This window comes from Exiguobacterium sp. 8H, assembly GCF_902506255.1.
Taxonomy (GTDB): Bacteria; Bacillota; Bacilli; order Exiguobacteriales; family Exiguobacteriaceae; genus Exiguobacterium; species Exiguobacterium profundum.
Window position 1 is genome coordinate 2,112,501 of sequence record NZ_LR733429.1, and the last position, 17,575, is coordinate 2,130,075.

Annotated in this window: 17 protein-coding genes and 2 tRNA genes (1 of these 19 running past the window's edge); all 19 read right to left on the bottom strand. The window is 49.3% G+C overall.

The features are described 5' to 3' along the window. Positions 1–979: the 5' portion of a lysine--tRNA ligase gene (gene lysS, locus GVY43_RS10940; RefSeq protein ID WP_012727709.1), read on the bottom strand. Its footprint begins 512 nt before the window's first position; 979 of the gene's 1,491 nt are visible here — the first part of the coding sequence; it begins with the start codon at positions 977–979; its stop codon lies beyond the left edge, outside the window. A 148-nt stretch (positions 980–1,127) separates the two neighbouring features. Next, positions 1,128–2,066 carry a tRNA dihydrouridine synthase DusB gene (gene dusB / locus GVY43_RS10945; RefSeq protein WP_230872777.1) on the bottom strand — a complete coding sequence of 313 codons (939 nt, stop codon included), beginning with the start codon at positions 2,064–2,066 and terminating at the stop codon, positions 1,128–1,130. 70 nt (positions 2,067–2,136) lie between these two features. After that, positions 2,137–2,634, bottom strand: coding sequence for a 2-amino-4-hydroxy-6-hydroxymethyldihydropteridine diphosphokinase (folK, locus tag GVY43_RS10950; RefSeq protein WP_159563161.1), 498 nt, complete (start codon positions 2,632–2,634; stop codon positions 2,137–2,139). Next, positions 2,631–2,996 carry a dihydroneopterin aldolase gene (gene folB, locus GVY43_RS10955; RefSeq protein ID WP_159563162.1) on the bottom strand — a complete coding sequence of 122 codons (366 nt, stop codon included), beginning with the start codon at positions 2,994–2,996 and terminating at the stop codon, positions 2,631–2,633. Before folB ends, folK begins: the two co-directional genes overlap by 4 nt. Next, on the bottom strand, positions 2,989–3,774 hold the full coding sequence (gene folP, locus GVY43_RS10960; protein ID WP_159563163.1) for a dihydropteroate synthase: 786 nt from the start codon (positions 3,772–3,774) through the stop codon (positions 2,989–2,991). The genes folB and folP overlap by 8 nt, the downstream gene beginning before the upstream one ends. Before the next feature lie 11 nt (positions 3,775–3,785). Continuing rightward, positions 3,786–4,604 carry an aminotransferase class IV gene (locus GVY43_RS10965; protein WP_159563164.1) on the bottom strand — a complete coding sequence of 273 codons (819 nt, stop codon included), beginning with the start codon at positions 4,602–4,604 and terminating at the stop codon, positions 3,786–3,788. Further along, positions 4,588–5,172 carry an aminodeoxychorismate/anthranilate synthase component II gene (gene pabA, locus GVY43_RS10970; RefSeq protein WP_159563165.1) on the bottom strand — a complete coding sequence of 195 codons (585 nt, stop codon included), beginning with the start codon at positions 5,170–5,172 and terminating at the stop codon, positions 4,588–4,590. Before pabA ends, GVY43_RS10965 begins: the two co-directional genes overlap by 17 nt. Further along, positions 5,169–6,548 carry an anthranilate synthase component I family protein gene (locus tag GVY43_RS10975; protein ID WP_305775283.1) on the bottom strand — a complete coding sequence of 460 codons (1,380 nt, stop codon included), beginning with the start codon at positions 6,546–6,548 and terminating at the stop codon, positions 5,169–5,171. Before GVY43_RS10975 ends, pabA begins: the two co-directional genes overlap by 4 nt. A 94-nt stretch (positions 6,549–6,642) precedes the next feature. Further along, positions 6,643–7,596 carry a cysteine synthase A gene (cysK, locus tag GVY43_RS10980; RefSeq protein ID WP_012727717.1) on the bottom strand — a complete coding sequence of 318 codons (954 nt, stop codon included), beginning with the start codon at positions 7,594–7,596 and terminating at the stop codon, positions 6,643–6,645. Positions 7,597–7,680: 84 nt separating this feature from the next. After that, positions 7,681–8,610 carry an Hsp33 family molecular chaperone HslO gene (hslO, locus tag GVY43_RS10985; protein ID WP_159563166.1) on the bottom strand — a complete coding sequence of 310 codons (930 nt, stop codon included), beginning with the start codon at positions 8,608–8,610 and terminating at the stop codon, positions 7,681–7,683. A gap of 19 nt (positions 8,611–8,629) precedes the next feature. Then, complete coding sequence (locus GVY43_RS10990) at positions 8,630–9,394, bottom strand: type III pantothenate kinase (RefSeq protein ID WP_074035307.1); 765 nt, start codon at positions 9,392–9,394, stop codon at positions 8,630–8,632. A 93-nt stretch (positions 9,395–9,487) separates the two neighbouring features. Continuing rightward, positions 9,488–11,512: an ATP-dependent zinc metalloprotease FtsH gene (ftsH, locus tag GVY43_RS10995; RefSeq protein WP_012727720.1), complete on the bottom strand. Its 2,025-nt coding sequence runs from the start codon at positions 11,510–11,512 to the stop codon at positions 9,488–9,490. A 105-nt stretch (positions 11,513–11,617) separates the two neighbouring features. Next, positions 11,618–12,163, bottom strand: a complete 546-nt coding sequence (gene hpt / locus GVY43_RS11000) for a hypoxanthine phosphoribosyltransferase (protein ID WP_012727721.1) — start codon at positions 12,161–12,163, stop codon at positions 11,618–11,620. 35 nt (positions 12,164–12,198) lie between these two features. Then, positions 12,199–13,425: a tRNA lysidine(34) synthetase TilS gene (gene tilS, locus GVY43_RS11005; protein ID WP_159563167.1), complete on the bottom strand. Its 1,227-nt coding sequence runs from the start codon at positions 13,423–13,425 to the stop codon at positions 12,199–12,201. A 68-nt stretch (positions 13,426–13,493) separates the two neighbouring features. Continuing rightward, a tRNA-Glu gene (locus GVY43_RS11010) sits at positions 13,494–13,565 on the bottom strand. A 9-nt stretch (positions 13,566–13,574) separates the two neighbouring features. Continuing rightward, positions 13,575–13,651: transfer RNA gene (locus GVY43_RS11015), tRNA-Met, on the bottom strand. A gap of 132 nt (positions 13,652–13,783) precedes the next feature. Then, entirely contained in the window at positions 13,784–16,396 is a 2,613-nt protein-coding gene (locus GVY43_RS11020) for a YhgE/Pip domain-containing protein (RefSeq protein ID WP_159563168.1), read from the bottom strand. A 202-nt stretch (positions 16,397–16,598) separates the two neighbouring features. After that, a complete protein-coding gene (locus GVY43_RS11025; RefSeq protein ID WP_012727724.1) occupies positions 16,599–17,111 on the bottom strand; it encodes a S1 domain-containing RNA-binding protein in 513 nt (170 codons plus the stop codon). A gap of 74 nt (positions 17,112–17,185) precedes the next feature. Then, positions 17,186–17,560 carry a septum formation initiator family protein gene (locus tag GVY43_RS11030; protein ID WP_012727725.1) on the bottom strand — a complete coding sequence of 125 codons (375 nt, stop codon included), beginning with the start codon at positions 17,558–17,560 and terminating at the stop codon, positions 17,186–17,188. Positions 17,561–17,575 lie beyond the last annotated feature (15 nt).

A 17,575-nucleotide genomic window follows, 5' to 3' on the forward strand; every position in this document is an offset into this window, starting at 1 on the left:
CTTTAACAAGGTCGACCATATGTGCACGTTTCCAACCGATGCCAAGATGGATCGTATCTTCACCATACTGCACATCTGTTGTACCGAGCACTTCTTTCGCTACGTGCGCAACCAATTCTTCCGTCAAATCCATGATGTCGTTGTAATCTGCATAGGCTTCATACAATTCGATCATCGTGAATTCAGGGTTGTGACGTGTAGAAATCCCTTCGTTACGGAATACACGCCCGATTTCGTACACGCGCTCGAGTCCACCAACAATCAAGCGTTTCAAGTGAAGTTCGATGGCAATACGCATGTAGAGTTCCATATCCAACGCATTATGATGCGTTAAGAACGGACGTGCCGCTGCTCCACCCGCAATCGTGTGTAACATCGGTGTTTCCACTTCTAAATATCCTTTTTGGTTTAAGAAGTTGCGAATCTCAGAAATGATGCGGCTACGCAAAATGAATGTCTGACGCGAGTCCTGGTTTGTAATCAAATCAAGATAGCGTTGGCGATAGCGCTGTTCCACATCTTTTAATCCATGATATTTGTCCGGAAGCGGCCGAAGCGCCTTCGTCAATAATTCAAACTCTTCCACGTGAATCGAAAGCTCACCAACGTTCGTTTTAAAGAGCTTCCCTTTTACACCGACGATGTCACCGAGGTCTGAAGACTTGAATAAGTCAAACGGCTCATCCCCGACATCATTTTTACGAACGTAAATTTGAATTTGACCTGTCACATCTTGAATGTGGGCAAAGAAAACCTTCCCTTTCCCACGTTTCGTCATGATGCGTCCAGCCAATGTGACTTCTACATCTTGTTCAGCCAAAGCCTCTTTTTCAATTGATTCATACTGCTCATGTAATTCACCTGCGTGTGCAGAACGATCAAAGCGGTGACCGAACGGGTCGAGACCGCGCTCACGCATATCGGTCATCTTCTCAAAACGAACCTGCATTTGATCATTCATTTCTAACTCGTGGCTCACTATTCCATTCACTCCTCTATCCATATTGGGTTTCTCTCTAACAAAAAACTGTCGACCCGATGGCCAACAGCACAGCCGAAGCCGTTCATTCGTTGTGGTGCACTTTTTCGCCAAACAAGCTTACCATAAATTAGTTCTTTTCACTAGTTCACACTTCTGACAGTTGTCGTTCGAGTTGGTCCACAAATCCATAAAGGACCGCCGCGAACGCCTCGCGCGATTCCGTTTCATTGATTTGTTTGCGAATCGGACCACTGCCTTTCAACCCTTTCAAATACCAAGCCGCGTGTTGACGCATTTCGCGTACGGCTGTCAGCTCACCTTTGATTGCACTCAACCGGTCGAGATGAAGCATGCAGATATCGATTTTCTCACGCGCCTCTGGTTCCGGAGGGAGCTCCCCTGTTTCGAGGTACTGAACCGTTTGATAGAGCATCCACGGATTCCCGAGTGCAGCGCGTCCAATCATGACGGCATCCACACCATATTGGTCAATCACACGTTTCGCATCCTGCGGGGTCGCGATATCCCCGTTTCCGATAATCGGGACGGTCGCTACTTTCTTCGCCTCGCCAATCCAATCCCAATTCGCGGTTCCTTCATATTGTTGGGCACGCGTACGTCCATGAATGGCAATCGCTGCTGCTCCACCCGTCTGAGCCGCCTTAACATTATCCAAAATAAAGATGTGCTCGTCATCCCAACCGAGTCGCATTTTCACCGTGACCGGTTTTTCGACGACATTCGTGACGGCATTCACCATCTCATACACTTTATCCGGGTCGAGTAACCACTTCGCCCCTGCGTCACACTTCGTCACTTTCGGTACGGGACAACCCATGTTGATATCAATGATATCCGCATTGGTGTTTTGATCGACGTACTGTGCCGCTCTGACGAGTGTATCTTTCGAACCGCCGAAGATTTGTAAACTGAGCGGTTTCTCTCGTTCATCGACGTATAGCATACGCATCGTCCGAGCGTTCTCGAGCAAGATGCCTTTATCGCTAACCATTTCGGCACAGACGAGTCCCGCTCCGAACTCTTTTGCAATCAAACGAAAAGCAGGGTTGGTCACGCCAGCCATCGGTGCGAGGACTGCACGGTTTTTAATATCTATGTTTCCAATCTTAAAGCCTGTCAAGACAACACATCCTTCATTTCACCAAATTCCTAAGCAACTGTAACCGGACGACATCTTGGCGGTCCGTCATCGGTAGCCCTTCGAGCCAGGAGGCGACCGTTTGTCCTCGAACGACGAGTTCTGGTGCGATCTCTGCTAACGGGGCGAGAACAAATGCACGTTCCTGCATGCGCGGATGCGGAACCGTTAAGTGTTCTGATTGTATATCTTCCCCATTATAAAAGAGGATGTCAAGGTCGATGGTACGCGGTCCGTTCTTAAATAGACGTTCCCGTCCTAATCGTTGTTCGATCTGTTGAAGCGTGTTGAGCAGTTCGTCCGAGGATTGATGACTCTCGACTTCGACCACCATATTAAAAAACGAAGGTTGCTCTGTATATCCGACAGGAGCCGTCTCATAGACCGACGACTGTTTCGTGACGTGGAGACCTGTTCGCTCCATCTCATCGATTGCCGCAGACAACTGTCTAGCCCGATCTCCGATATTGGCGCCTAATGCAATATAAATCATGACGTCCGTCCCCTTGTCATCTCGATTGCTACTGAATCATAGTGTCCCGGGATGGGTGGGTCCGGTTTAATTACTTTAACCGTCACACGTTGAATCAACTCACTATGCGCCAACACGGCTGTCGTGATGCGTTCTCCGAGTGTTTCTAACAAATTGACCGGTTCTCCCGTCACAATATCTTCCGTCAACTGATACAAGCCGGCATAGCTGACCCCATTGTTTAAGTCATCCGAACGTCCCGCAGGCGCGAGGTCCAGTTCACACATTAAATCCACGTGAAACCGTTGACCGAGACGGTTTTCTTCTTCAAACACCCCATGATAACCGTAAAAACGCATCCCGTTCACAAATATTTTATCCATGTCTATCCCCTCCAATCATCGCATCCATCATCTTCGCCGCACGGGCGTTCGCTTTGACGTCGTGCACACGCACCCAATCGCACCCTTTCATGATTCCGAGACACGTTGTCGCAATCGTTCCTTCGAGACGCTCCTCTGTTGGTAAATCGAGCGTATGACCGATAAACGACTTACGCGACGTGCCGAGCAGAACCGGATACCCAAGACGTGTGATCACGTCAAGATGATTCATGAGTTCGAGGTTTTGCGTCACGTCTTTCGCAAATCCGATGCCCGGATCTAGCCAAATGTGCTCATCCTTTACGCCCGCTGCATGCGCAATCTCGATTGATTCCTGTAGATCGCTGACCACATCTTCGATGAAATGACGATAGTCACGATCTGTTCGGTTGTGCATCAAAATGATCGAAACTCCATATTCGAAAGCGACACGTGCCATCGAGCGGTCTCCCCATTTCGAACCCCATACGTCATTGATAATCGTCGCACCGGCCTCGATTGCCGCTCTCGCCACCATCGGCTTATACGTATCAATCGAAATCGGAACATCGATTTCTTTTGTCAGTCGACGGATGATCGGGACGACACGTTCAATCTCTTCTTCTTCGGAAACAAGTACCGCGCCAGGTCTCGTTGATTCTCCACCGACATCAATCGCATCGGCACCTTCTTGTACGAGTTGTTTCGCATGTCGTACAGCCTCCTCGATTGCCGTATACCGTCCCCCATCCGAAAACGAGTCCGGGGTCACATTTAAAATACCCATGACCTTCGTCATGCTTCCGCCTCCTAACCAATTGAGCGAACGAGTTTCGCCCACACTTCGTTAAATCGTACCCCGTCTTTACCGGGGTATCTCAGATTTCCATAATGCGTTACCGGAGCGACTTGTTGGATTGAATTCGTCATCCAAATCTCTTTCGCTGCAGTCAATTCTTCAAATGTCACGGGTTGTTCGATTACAGAGAAATGTTTCATCACCCATTGTCGTGTCACACCTGCGAGTGCTCCGCTCGATAGCGGAGTCGTGTATAACATATCATCTGGACCGACCCAAAAGATGTTCGACACGAGCCCTTCCACCACATGTCCATGTTCGTCCGCAAATAGTCCTTCAGCGCCTTGGTCTTGTAAGGTTCGTTTTCCAAGGATATTGTTCATATAATGATGTGACTTTAATCGAAAAGCCGCTTCAGGACGACTTCTCGGAAACGGGATCGGTTCGACCCGTTTCTCCTGTGGTACAACTTCTGAGGATAGCGGTTTGACGATCATGGTGACGTTCGGTGTCTCATAACGACCCGCGTAGAGACCGAGGGGCGCAACTCCTGCCGACACGTTCAAGCGGATATAAAGGTCGGGTGCATCGTTTTGACGGCACAGTTGCTGAATCGCCGTCCCGATTTCTTCCTTCGTGTATGGAAAATCGATCCACAGCTCATCGAGACTCTTCATCAAGCGCTCCCAGTGGGCATCGAACAGGAAAGGAACGAATTCATATGTACGGAACGTCTCAAACAAGCCCATTCCATACAAGAAGCCGTGATCTTCAACCGGAATCAACACCTTCTCTCGTTCGACTAACTCTCCGTTATGCCAATACCACATGACGATACTCCTCGATAAAGTTTCGAATCATTTCCTTCCCGTGCTCAGTCAAAATCGCTTCAGGGTGATATTGCACCCCTTCGATCGGAAGCGTTCGGTGACGGAGTGCCATGATTTCTCCAGTCTCCGTCTCTGCAGTGACCACTAGACATTCTGGTAGAGACGAACGCTCCACGGCCAACGAATGATAACGGGTCACGACCGACTGTTGCGGAATCTTCTTGAAAATCGATTTTCCGTCATGTTGAATCTTCGACGTTTTTCCATGCATGAGCCGCTCAGCATGGACGACTTCTCCACCAAACGCTTGCGCAATCGCCTGATGTCCGAGGCAAACCCCTAAAATCGGGATACGACCCGCAAACGCTTGGATTGCCTCAACGCTAATTCCCGCCTCATTCGGAGTGCAAGGTCCCGGCGAAATGACAAGATAACTCGGGGCAAGCGCCTCAATCTCTTGAATCGTGACTTCATCGTTTCGATACACGACTAGTTCTTGACCGAGTTCACCGAAATATTGCACCAAGTTATACGTAAATGAGTCATAGTTGTCGATTAATACAATCATGTCGTTTCCTCCGTCATGTGTTTCGCCGCCCATAGCGCCTTCGCTTTGGACAGGGATTCTTCATATTCCGAGACCGGATCCGAATCGATCACAATACCTGCTCCCGCTTGAACGTATGCGATTCCGTCTTTTACGACCATCGTCCGAATCGTGATATTGAAGACGAGGTCGTCATCCCAACTTAACCAACCATATGAGCCAGTGTAGAGTCCCCGGCGAACTGGTTCGAGTTCTTCGATGATTTCCATCGTCCGAATTTTCGGTGCGCCGGTGATGGTACCGCCTGGGAACATCGCTGCCAGTGCTTCGGCTCCTGACACTTCATCCCGAATCGAACCTCGTACGTTCGATACGATATGTTGTACGTGTGAGTACTTCTCAATCACCATCAACTCATCAACATGAACGCTGCCATATGCCGCCACCTTGCCGAGGTCGTTCCGTTCAAGATCGACGAGCATGACGTGTTCGGCCCGCTCTTTCTCGTTTTCAAGCAATGTGTTCGCCAACTTCAAGTCTTCCACATCATCTTTGCCACGTGGACGCGTACCCGCGATCGGGCGTGTCGAAATGTCGGTTCCGTGTTTTTCAAGCAACAGCTCTGGTGAAGCGGAGACCATCGTTAAAGCGTCATCCACGAAATAGCCCATATAAGGAGATGGATTCATTTGACGCAACGTATCATATACTCGACGCGGGTCAGCGAGAAGCGGTTCGGACTGACGAACGCTCAAGTTCACTTGGAACACATCCCCTTCTACGATATAGGACTGAATCCGTTTGACCGCTTCAACAAACTCTTCCTGGGACATGGAGCGCGATCGTTCTATCGGTGACTGCCCTGTCGGCTTGAACGCGTAATGCGACTCGACGTTCCACATGGCCGCCAATCGGTCCGCCTTACGTTCTGCACCTTCCTCCGCCGTCACCATCAAGTACAGGGTCGAATCCACTTCATCGAACACCGCCACCTCGTCAAATAGAAGAAACGAGACGTCTGGTGTCGACAAATCATCCTCCGCTTGCTGAGGGAGACGTTCAATCGTCCGGACCACATCATAACTGACATACCCGATCATGCCACCAAAGAAAGGAGGAGCCCCTTCCGGACGCTCGGCCTCAAATCGCTCCCGTACCTCACTGACGAGCTCAAGCGGCTTTCCGTATAGCGTTTCTGTCGTATCCCCCACTTGCAAGAGTCCGACACCGTCTTTTACATGAAAGCGACCGAACGGCTCGATTCCCGCAATCGTATACCGTCCCGCTCTCCCACTCTCTAACCATGCATGATACGGTTGATCCGCCGTCAACGTCATGTATGCCTCATACACCTTCTCTTTCGTCATCCGCTTTGTTCTGAACGCAGTCGATCTCACATGTCATTCCTCCGTCTATTCATTCATGCCTTTTATTGTACACAAGAAAAGGCAGCAATCGAAAGAGAATGTCTCTCGATTACTGCCTGAAATGTTATACGCGACTCTCGTTTGACTCTTCATCAAACTGATAGAGCGGCGTGCTCAAGTAACGTTCACCGTTTGATGGGATAATCGCCAATACATTTTTCCCTTTACCAAGGCGTTTCGCTGTATCAAGTGCTGCCGCAATGGCAGCTCCTGAAGAGATACCACCGAGGACACCGTTCGTACGTGCCGCCTGACGAGCATATTCGAACGCTTGCTCTGTCGTGATTTGAAGAACCCCTTCATAAATCTCCGTGTCGAGGATGGATGGAACGAATCCAGCCCCAATCCCTTGAATCTTATGAGGTCCCGGTTTCCCGCCTGATAAGACAGGTGAATCGACCGGTTCAACGGCGAGAATTTTTACGTCCGGGTACTTCGCCTTCACGACTTTACCTGCGCCGGTGATGGTACCGCCCGTCCCGACTCCGGCAATCAAAGCGTCGACTGAAAGTCCTGATTCTTCAAACGCCTCTACAATCTCAGGTCCCGTCGTCATTTCATGGACGTTCGGGTTAGCTGCGTTATTGAATTGTTGCGGGAGGAAGTAGCCATGTTTCTCTGCTTCTTCAGTAGCGCGACGAATCGCTCCACCCATCCCTTCAGGTCCTGGTGTCAAAATTAATTCGGCCCCGTATCCACGAAGGAGGTTTCGGCGTTCCATGCTCATCGTTTCAGGCATGACGAGAATGGCTTTATATCCTTTTGCGGCACTGACCATCGCGAGACCGATGCCCGTGTTTCCGCTAGTTGGCTCGATGATTGTATCACCTGGCTTCAAGATGCCGTCTTTTTCAGCCGCTTCGATCATGGCGAGGGCGATCCGGTCTTTGACGCTTGATCCCGGGTTCATATATTCGAGCTTCAGATACACGTTGGCATCCTCTGGTCCAGTCATTCCGTTCAATTTCACAATCGGAGTCTTTCCAATCAAGTCTGTTACTGAGTTTACGATACGCATTGCATTTCCTCCTTCATAATTCCGACTATTCCGATATTGTTATCATACCCTATCGAATTGAAAATATGCAATTTGGAACGTTGCTTACGCCTGTGCCTGTACTTTCATCGTCTCTAACTGTTCCGCTGAGAAATGATACTTTTCGCCACAGAAATGGCATACGGCTTCGGCTCCGCCATCTTCTTCAATCATCTGACGAATCTCTTCTTTTCCGAGACCGATAATGGCGCTTTCCATTCGTTCACGGCTGCATGTGCAGTTGAACTGAATCGGGTTCGTGTCGAGGACATCGAGGCTATCGCCAAGGAGTAATTGAAGCATTTCTTCTGGCGTTTTTTCTTCACCAATCAAAACCGATACGGGCGGGAACGTCTGAAGTGCTTTTTCGAGCGCTTGTACCGTCTCTTCAGAAGCGTTCGGGAGCAACTGGACGATGATTCCACCTGCAGCAAGAATCGATTCATCTTCCGGTAAGACGAGGACACCCGCCCCGACGACTGACGGCACTTGCTCAGATGTGGCGAAGTAGTACGTGAAGTCTTCACTGATTTCGCCCGTTTGAATCTCTGAAGAACCGCCGACATAGTCTTTCAATCCTAAGTCTTTAATGACAGAAATGGTTCCTTTTCCGACGGCTTCGCCGACTTTCAATTTCGTCAACCCTTGTTCGTTGACGAATGTACCGCCATCGACACGCGGGTACGACACATATCCACGAACATCTCCCGCTGTATCCGCGTCCACGATGATTTTCCCGATTGGACCATCACCTTCTACTTTAAGCGTGACACGCGCTGCACCTTTTTGCATCGCTCCAATCATCGAGCCGATCGTCATCGTCCGTCCGAGGGCAGCTGAAGCAACTGGTGTCGTTTGATGACGAAGTTGCGTCTCATATACCGTTTTTGTCGTGCGTGCGGCAAAGGCACGAACCTCTCCGTTAAAACCGAGGGCACGAACGAGATAGTCATCCTTCATCTGGTCGAGTAATGCTTGTTGTTCTGTATGAATCATATGATTTAACTCCTTTAGTTTACTTTTGATTGCGCTCGTAAATGAGACGGAGGCCTTCGAGTGTCAGGAACGAATCCACATGGTCGATCGTCTCTGCATGTTCACTGATCAATCGCGCCAGCCCTCCCGTTGCAATGACAGTCGCTTCACCGACTTCACGCTTCATCCGGTTCACGATACCGTCCACTTGGGCCACATATCCATAATATGTCCCCGATTGCATCGCTTGAATCGTGTTCTTCCCGATGACTGTCGGCGGGGTCGCCAATTCAATCCGAGGTAGTTTCGCGGCACGCTGATAGAGTGCCTCCACTGAGATCATGATACCTGGTGAGATGATTCCGCCATGGTAACGACGTTTCTCATCGATGTAACAATACGTGGTTGCCGTTCCAAAATCAACAATTATGAGCGGACCGTCATACTTGGCGATTCCAGCCACCGCGTTAACGATTCGGTCGGCCCCGACTTCGCGAGGGTTCTCGACGTGAATGTCCAACCCTGTCTTCACACCTGGTCCCACAACGATTGGACGTACATTGAAGTATCGTTGCGACATTTGTTCAAGTGGGAAAATAACAGGAGGTACGACAGAAGATAAGATCACTCCCTCGACCTGGTCGAACGAGACGTTCGAATGATCGAATAGCGATTTCACCAGCATGCCGTACTCGTCGGTCGTTTTTGTACGATCCGTTGAGATGCGCCAATGGTGTACGAGATGATCTCCATCGTACATCCCGAGAACAATATTTGTATTTCCAACATCAATCACTAAAATCATGATATAGTTCCTCACTTTGTTGTCAATTGCAGTTCGCTCGAATTATAACACGAAAAAAGACGAATGCCTCGTCAAGGGCATTCGTCTTTTTCATTAACGTGATTCGTTATTCGGACGTTCTGTCGGTGTCGCTTCTGGCTTATCGCCTTCAGGTACGACATCCGGCTGGCTGTCTTGGACAACTTCAGGTTGATCGACGACTTGACCGTGTTGAACGGCTGCATCATCTTTCTTCGCTGCGTCATCCGCATCCGTCGATCCATCCACGTCCTCTTCCGGCTCATGCGGAAGATACTCGCGTGTCTTGATCAAATGACGAATCTGTTTCGAGTCGAGCGTCTCGACATCAAGCAGCGTCTTTGCAACGAGTTCGAGATCTTCGCGACGATCTGTCAAAATCTGCTTCGCTTTCGCGTAACAGCGATTGATGATGTCTCGAATCTCCAAATCGATTTCTTGCGCAATCGCATCCGAGTAGTTCTGCTCTGTCTGGAAATCGCGACCAAGGAAGACTTGTCCGCCATGGTTTGAACCGAGCTGGAGCGGTCCGAGTTTATCGCTCATCCCGTAATCCATGACCATCTTACGTGCGATACCAGTAGCGCGCTGGAAGTCATTGCTCGCTCCGGTCGACACTTCTCCAAAGATGACATCTTCGGCGACGCGACCACCAAGAAGACCAACAATCTTGTCTTCGAGTTCAGGTTTTGTCATGAAGTAACGATCTTCTTTCGGAAGCATGACGACATATCCGCCCGCGTTTCCGCGTGGAACGATTGTCACTTTGTGTACTTCATCCGCATTCTCAAGCTCGAGACCGATGATTGTGTGACCCGCTTCGTGATATGCAACAATGTTGCGCTCTTTTTCAGAGATGATGCGACTCTTCTTCGAAGGACCTGCGATAACACGGTCAATCGCTTCTTCCACATCGACAACTGAAACAGCTGTACGGTTCGAACGTGCCGCAACGAGTGCCGCTTCGTTCAAGAGGTTCTCTAAGTCTGCCCCAGAGAAACCAGGCGTACGTTGTGCAATCGACTTCAAGTCCACCGTCGAATCGAGTGGCTTGTTACGTGCATGGACTTTCAATACTTCTTCGCGCCCTTTGACATCCGGACGATCGACCGTGATTTGACGGTCAAAACGACCTGGACGAAGGAGTGCCGGGTCAAGGATATCTGGACGGTTTGTCGCCGCAACCATGATGATCCCTTCGTTATCACTGAATCCGTCCATCTCAACAAGGAGTTGGTTCAATGTTTGTTCACGCTCATCGTGTCCACCACCGAGACCGGCACCACGCTGGCGACCGACCGCGTCAATTTCATCGATGAAGATGATACATGGCGCATTCTTTTTCGCGTTTTCGAACAAGTCACGAACACGTGACGCCCCGACCCCGACGAACATCTCAACAAAGTCTGAACCTGAGATCGAGAAGAACGGGACACCGGCTTCACCGGCTACCGCACGAGCCAAGAGTGTTTTACCTGTCCCTGGAGGACCTACGAGTAAGACCCCTTTTGGAATACGTGCGCCGAGTTTCGAGAATTTGCGAGGATCTTTCAAGAATTCAACAACTTCAATGAGTTCTTGCTTCTCTTCGTCCGCCCCAGCCACATCTTTGAATGTGACGCGACGTTTCTCTTGGTCGTATAGTTTCGCCTTCGATTTCCCGAAGTTCATCACACGACCACCACCGCCACCACCTTGCGCTTGGTTCAACAAGAAGAAGAACAAGATGAAGATGATAATGAACGGTAAAATCGCGAAGACGATGCTGAACCAGCTACTGTTGGATTCAGCCTCCTCGATTTGAATATCCGTATTCGCTCGAAGCTGCGTTAATACATCCGCATATTCCGCTTCGTTCGCTGGAATGTTTGTTTCATAACGTTGGTCTTCATCTCCTGTAAGATCGCCTGTAATCGAGATAGCCCCCGGGATTTCTTGTACGGTTGCCGTCTCAATCCGATCATCTTCCACATATTCTAGGAATTTCGAATACGAGAGCGTTTCACTCTGACTATTCGGATTCTGCAAATATTGAAGGAACAAGATCAAGGCTAGGAAAATCACACCAAAAACCAATGTGTTTTTCACTGCACGATTCATTCTCTGCCTCCTATTCCGAGAAACGATGTTCTCGCCCATTCAGTATATGCCTATACTTTGGGGATTTCCTTTATCTTACCACGTCACATTTTCAAAAGAAAAACGTTAGCCCCCGTAAACGCTCGGTTTGAGCACACCGACATAAGGAAGGTTACGATATTTCTCTTCATAATCAAGACCGTAGCCGACAACGAATTCGTGTGGAATCACGAAACCACTATAGTCTGCTGATAAACCATTTTTACGGCCAGTCGGCTTATCGAGAAGCGTGACAATCTTCACAGACTTCGCTTTACGGTATTTAAGAAGATCGACGAGGTAACCAAGCGTCAATCCACTATCAATAATATCTTCTACAATCAAGATGTCGCGTCCTTCTACAGATGTATTTAAATCTTTCTCGATTTTCACTTCACCTGTCGAAGAAGTTCCTCCATGATACGTCGACACGTCCATGAAATCCATCTCTAAATGGATATCCATTTCTTTGACGAGGTCCGACATGAATGGCATCGCGCCTTTCAATACACATACGAGAAGCGGGAACTCTTCTTTATAGTCTTCGCTCAATGTTCCAGCGAGTTCTTTCACCTTTTCTTGAATCTCTTCACGTGAGATTAAAATTTTCTCCATATCGTTCATTAATGACATCTTGAAATCCTCCTCTTTCTGTTTCGACACAATCATCATTTTACCATTAATCGTAGGCAAATCGCATCCGACTTGTCTAGAAATTCTGAAACTCTTACCCCAACAATCGCGAGAATTCGTCCCGAGGCGTCCTCAAGCAACGGGAGCGTCGGTCGAATGGTTCGCTCAACCTTTTCATCGATTAGGATGCGGGATACTTTTTTTGTCCCCACGTTCAACTGCATTCGATCTCCAGGTACGAGCGAACGAATTGTCAGCGGATAAGTGATTTCCTTTAGCGGAATACCTTCTCGTCCTTCTTCGATGGACAACGAAACCGTACGCTTTCCAAATTGAACGACGGCCGGTAACGACTCGACCTGAACGGGGTGAAGTGATGCTTCTGTCGAACGTTGTACAAGATTAAGTACCCTCTTCTGCTTCATCATGAACCACTCACCTGACAGGTGATAGGTTCCGGTGTCCTTTTGACTCATGCTTAACTTTTCGACCGCCTCACCGACCTCTACCCCATAGCGACGGGACAGCAAGCGAGCGACCGTATACCGCTCAAGTGAGGATAAGCGATTAAACTCATCAAGTTTCACATGAAACGCTTTCATTTCAAGATCCACATTTTCTTCAATCCATCGCCCACATGACTGGTAACGCATGTCCCATTCAGCGTATGCCTGTTTCGCCGTATCGTATACATCGTCAACGACTGTCGGCCACAGTTGTTTCAGCCTCGGGATGATTTCGTGACGGATCCGATTCCGTAAATAGATCACTTCCTGATTGGTGGCATCTTCCCTCCAGGCAAGTTCGTTTTTCCGAGCATACTCGATGAGTTGCACCTTTGTTTCTCTTAATAAAGGACGGATCAACGTCCCACGCCCGAACGTTCTTCTCTCGGGAATTCCTTTCACTTCGATTACGTTTCGATGAAGTTGAATGAGCACCGTCTCCAACACATCATCCGCATGATGAGCCGTGGCCAGTGTATCGTATCCATGTTCATTCATGACGTCTTCAAAAAAGCGGTAGCGGGCCTTACGGTAATGAGCCTGTGATGCTCCTTCTTGAAAATGGAGACGCGTCCCATGAAACGCGACTTGGTAGGATGCCGCTACGTGTGCGACGAACGTGTACTCTTCATCTGATGCTTCTCGTAAACCGTGATGGACGTGCGCCACCGCCACATCCCATCCTTGCTTGACGAGACGGTCCAATAAGACAATGGAATCGACTCCACCCGACACAGCGACGAGTACCTTTTTCATGAATTCCCTCCTTGATATAACAAAAGAAGCCATCTCGATTGAGATGGCTTCTTTACGCTTAGGTTAAGTGACCCGTACGGGATTCGAACCCGTGTTACCGCCGTGAAAGGGCGGTGTCTTAACCGCTTGACCAACGGGCCTAAATAAAATGGTAGCGGCGGAGGGAGTCGAACCCACGACCTCACGGGTATGAACCGTACGCTCTAGCCAGCTGAGCTACACCGCCATGTTATTGTTGTGTCCTAAGCACATTTTCTATAATAACCAGTCACCATTCGAGTGTCAATTCTTTTTTTAAGAAAAAAATCGTGTATAGTGTCGTCTTCCCCACTATACACGATTTTGTATCGTATTTACATCATGCTTCTGATGCGACTTGACGATATTTTTTCTTCCATGCGATCCGGAAGTACGCCCATAGTAATGCAAAACATCCGGCAGCCACAAACACTAAATAGGTTGTCGCCGTCTGCAAGTACTGCGCACCATCTGCCGATAGAATTTCTTTATATCCGGCAACCGTATACGTCATTGGAAGCAAGGCATTGAATGGTTGCAATGCTCTTGGAATCAATTCAAGCGGGAACGTCCCGGCTGACGTCGTCAATTGTAAAATCAACAAGACGATCGCCACGAAACGTCCAGGGTTTCCGAGTGTTGTCACGAGCAACTGTACGATAAAGAGGAACGTGATGCTCGTCAACCAGCTGAAACCGAAGAATTTCAATGGTTCGCTCACTTCAAGACCGAGCAGTTGCACCATAGCCACATCGAGAATCAAGGCTTGCAAGAATCCGACGACCATGAGGACACCAGATTTCGACAATACCCACGATAGACTACGTTTCGGGCGCCCTGCTGGATCGTATAATGGATAAACGATCGAGAGAAGGAGTGCCCCAACGAAAAGTCCGAGTGACATAAAGTACGGAGCAAATCCAGTACCGTAGTTTGGCACCTCGTGAATCGAGTTGTCGACGAGCGACACTGGACCGGCCATCATCTCGACGTTGTCATCTGTTAGACCGATGTCTGCGTCTTTCGCACCTTTTACCAAGGCGTCACGAAGTTCATCGCTACCTGATGCGAGCTCTTTCATTCCGTCAGCGAGTTCACCGCTACCGTCTGAAAGTTCTTGTCCACCATTCGCGAGCTGATTCGCGCCATCCGTTAGCTTGCTCGTTCCGGCTCCGGCACCCTTCGCACCTTCGGCCAGTTCACGGCTTCCTGACTGCAGCTTTTGACCACCGTCCGCTAATTGATTCGCACCATTCACCAATTCATTCGTACCGGTGCTTGCGCTCTTCGCTCCATCCGCAAGCTTTTCGCTACCCTCAGACAACTGTCCAGTCGCGTCTACAAGCTTGTCACTTCCAGCGGCGAGCTCAGTTGTCCCATCTTGAAGTTGTGTCGCGCCTTGATTGAGCTTCGCACTCGCTGACACAAGTTCTTGGGAACGATCGGCCGCCGTTTGCGTACCTTGCTCGATTTGACTTGAACCACTTGCCAATGCGTTCGCACCTTCGGCCAATTTCGTTTGACCGGTACTCAATTCAGAAAGTCCAGTCGATAGTTTGTCTGCACCTGTACCTGCCTGATCAAGACCTGCGCCAAGTGCGACCTGTCCTTCTTTCACTTTTGTCGCGCCAGCGGATAGTTGATCAAACCCGGCCGCCGTCTCTTGCTTCCCTTCGCTCAGTTGTGCCGCAATGGCTTGAAGCATTTCAGGTGATGCCGATTGACCCGACTCAGCGAGCGCTGTCAATTGTCCAATCAACTCATCTTGTTTCGCAGTCAATTCAGACTTCATTTGTCCGATTCCATTGACCACGTCTGTTTGACCCGCAACAAGTGCCGCGTTTCCGTCCTTCGCCTGAGTCAACGCTCCTGAGAGTTTTGTGGCACCATCCTGTAATGCAGATGCCCCCTCTTTCGAGCGCTCGATGCCGGCAGCAAGGTCTTGAACACCTTGGTTCAACGTCTTCGCACCTGTGTGCAGCTCATCTAGTTTAGATGCGAACGCTCCTGTTCCGTCAACGAGTTGGCTCGTCCCGCCTTGTAATGCAGAAGCGCCCTCGCTGACACGATGGACCCCGTCCGAAAGTGAGGCTGAGCCCTCGTATACTTGTTGACTGCCATCCGCGAGTGCAGATGAGCCGTCGGCCAATTGCGAAACACCATCACGTAATTGACTTGCTCCATTCGCCAGTTCCCGTTGTTTCGAAGCGAGAAGCTTCGTCCCATCCGCGAGTTCTGATGAACCATCGGCCAACTGAGTCATCCCATCGTTTAATTGGCTTGCTCCATCCGCGAGCTCACGTTGTTTCGAAGCGAGAAGCTTCGTCCCGTCCGCCAACTTGACGGCACCGTCTTTTGCTGACGTTGAGCCGTCCGCAAGTGTCGCTGCACCATCTGCGGCCTCACCAAGTCCGTCTGCCACATCATTCAATCCGTCTTTCAACGCACTGACATACTGTTTCGAGACTTCGGTCGACAGTTCCGCTTTGACTTGTTCCATCGCGGAACCACCGATTTGTGCGGCTAAGAAGTTATACGATTCATTTGCGATATACTTCAGTTCGAGTTGCTCCGGATGTTCATCTAAAGCAGTCGTCGCTTTTTCTGAAAAGTTTTCTGGAATCTCGATCGCCATGTAGTAGTCATGGTCTTTCAGTCCAGATTCCGCTTCTTTCTTCGTCGTTTCGACGAACTCGAACGCCTCCGAATCCAGCAGCTTATCAATGAGGTCATCTCCAATTGCAAGCGACTCCCCTTCAAACGTTGCCCCTTTGTCTTCATTGACGATGGCGACCGGCAAATCTTTCATCTGTCCATACGGATCCCAAAAAGCCCATAAGAACATACCGGCGTACATTAACGGTACGAGTGCGACCGCAAGAATCGGAACCAACACACGTGGGTTCTTGAAGATACTTCGCCACTCCGCCGTCCACAGTTTCCATCCATTCATTTTTCTCTCCACCTTCACTTATAAAACATAACTATTTTTTCATGTTCCCTATTTTGCTCCCTTCCTCGAAAAAAAGCAACTCTTTTAGTTATTTTTTATAAATTTTTTAAACAGAAAAAAAGCCATGAACGAAAATGTTCATGGCTCGTCTCATTACAAGACCTCTATGGTTACGAGTAGAAGCTAATTGGTATACGAAGGATTACCCGCGCTTGGCTCCGCGTCCACCGCGTTTTGAGTCTGTTTGACGTTTCAACGTCGAAAGACGCTCGTCGCTATCTTTCAAGAACTTACTCATCAATGTATCGAATGTTTCTGGTTCACGACGTTGTTCACGACGACCGCCACCACGTGGGCCGCCACCGCGTGGACCGCCGCCACCGCGTGGACCACCTTGACCTGGGCCACCTGGACGTGGGCCACGAGAGAAACGCTCACCAGCTGGACGCTCAGGACGCTCAGGACGTTCGCTTACAGGACGGTCGACTGCTTTCTTGATGGACAACCCGATTTTCCCATCATTTTCGACGTTCAACACTTTTACCGTGACTTCTTGACCGACTGTCAACACTTCGTTAATGTCTTTGACGTAAGAGTCTGCCACTTCACTGATGTGTACTAATCCTGTCTTGCCATTTGGGAGCTCGACGAACGCTCCGAAATGCGTAATCCCTGTAACCTTACCTTGTACCTTGCTTCCTACTTCAATTGACATAAAATAATGTACTCCTTTTTTGATTGATTCTTTCTAATTATACGAGTCGTTTCCCTAACGGTCAACGAACCGACTTATTCCTCTGGCGAGAAGTAGAAAATAATCTCTCCATCTTTAGAGAAAAGCAGTTCGTTTCGTGCTAAGTTCGCGATATAATCTTCATCCTGTAACCGTTCCACTTGCTCTTTCAACTCATCCTGTTCGGCCTGCTGTTCACGCAACTCCACTTTTGCTTGTGCGTAGGCTTGTTGCTGGTCCGATACGTACCCTACTTTCGAGAAGTAACTCTGTCCAATCAACACCATGACAAATAAAAACAGGAGAGAGGCTGCCGCCAAACGACGTCGAAGATGAACTCGTCGGCGATGTGTATCTTTTTCTAGCTGTTCTCTACGCTCATCTAGCGCTCGAATGCGTCGTTGTCGATCCATCGGATTACGTCCGTTCATCGCCTCATCCCCCTC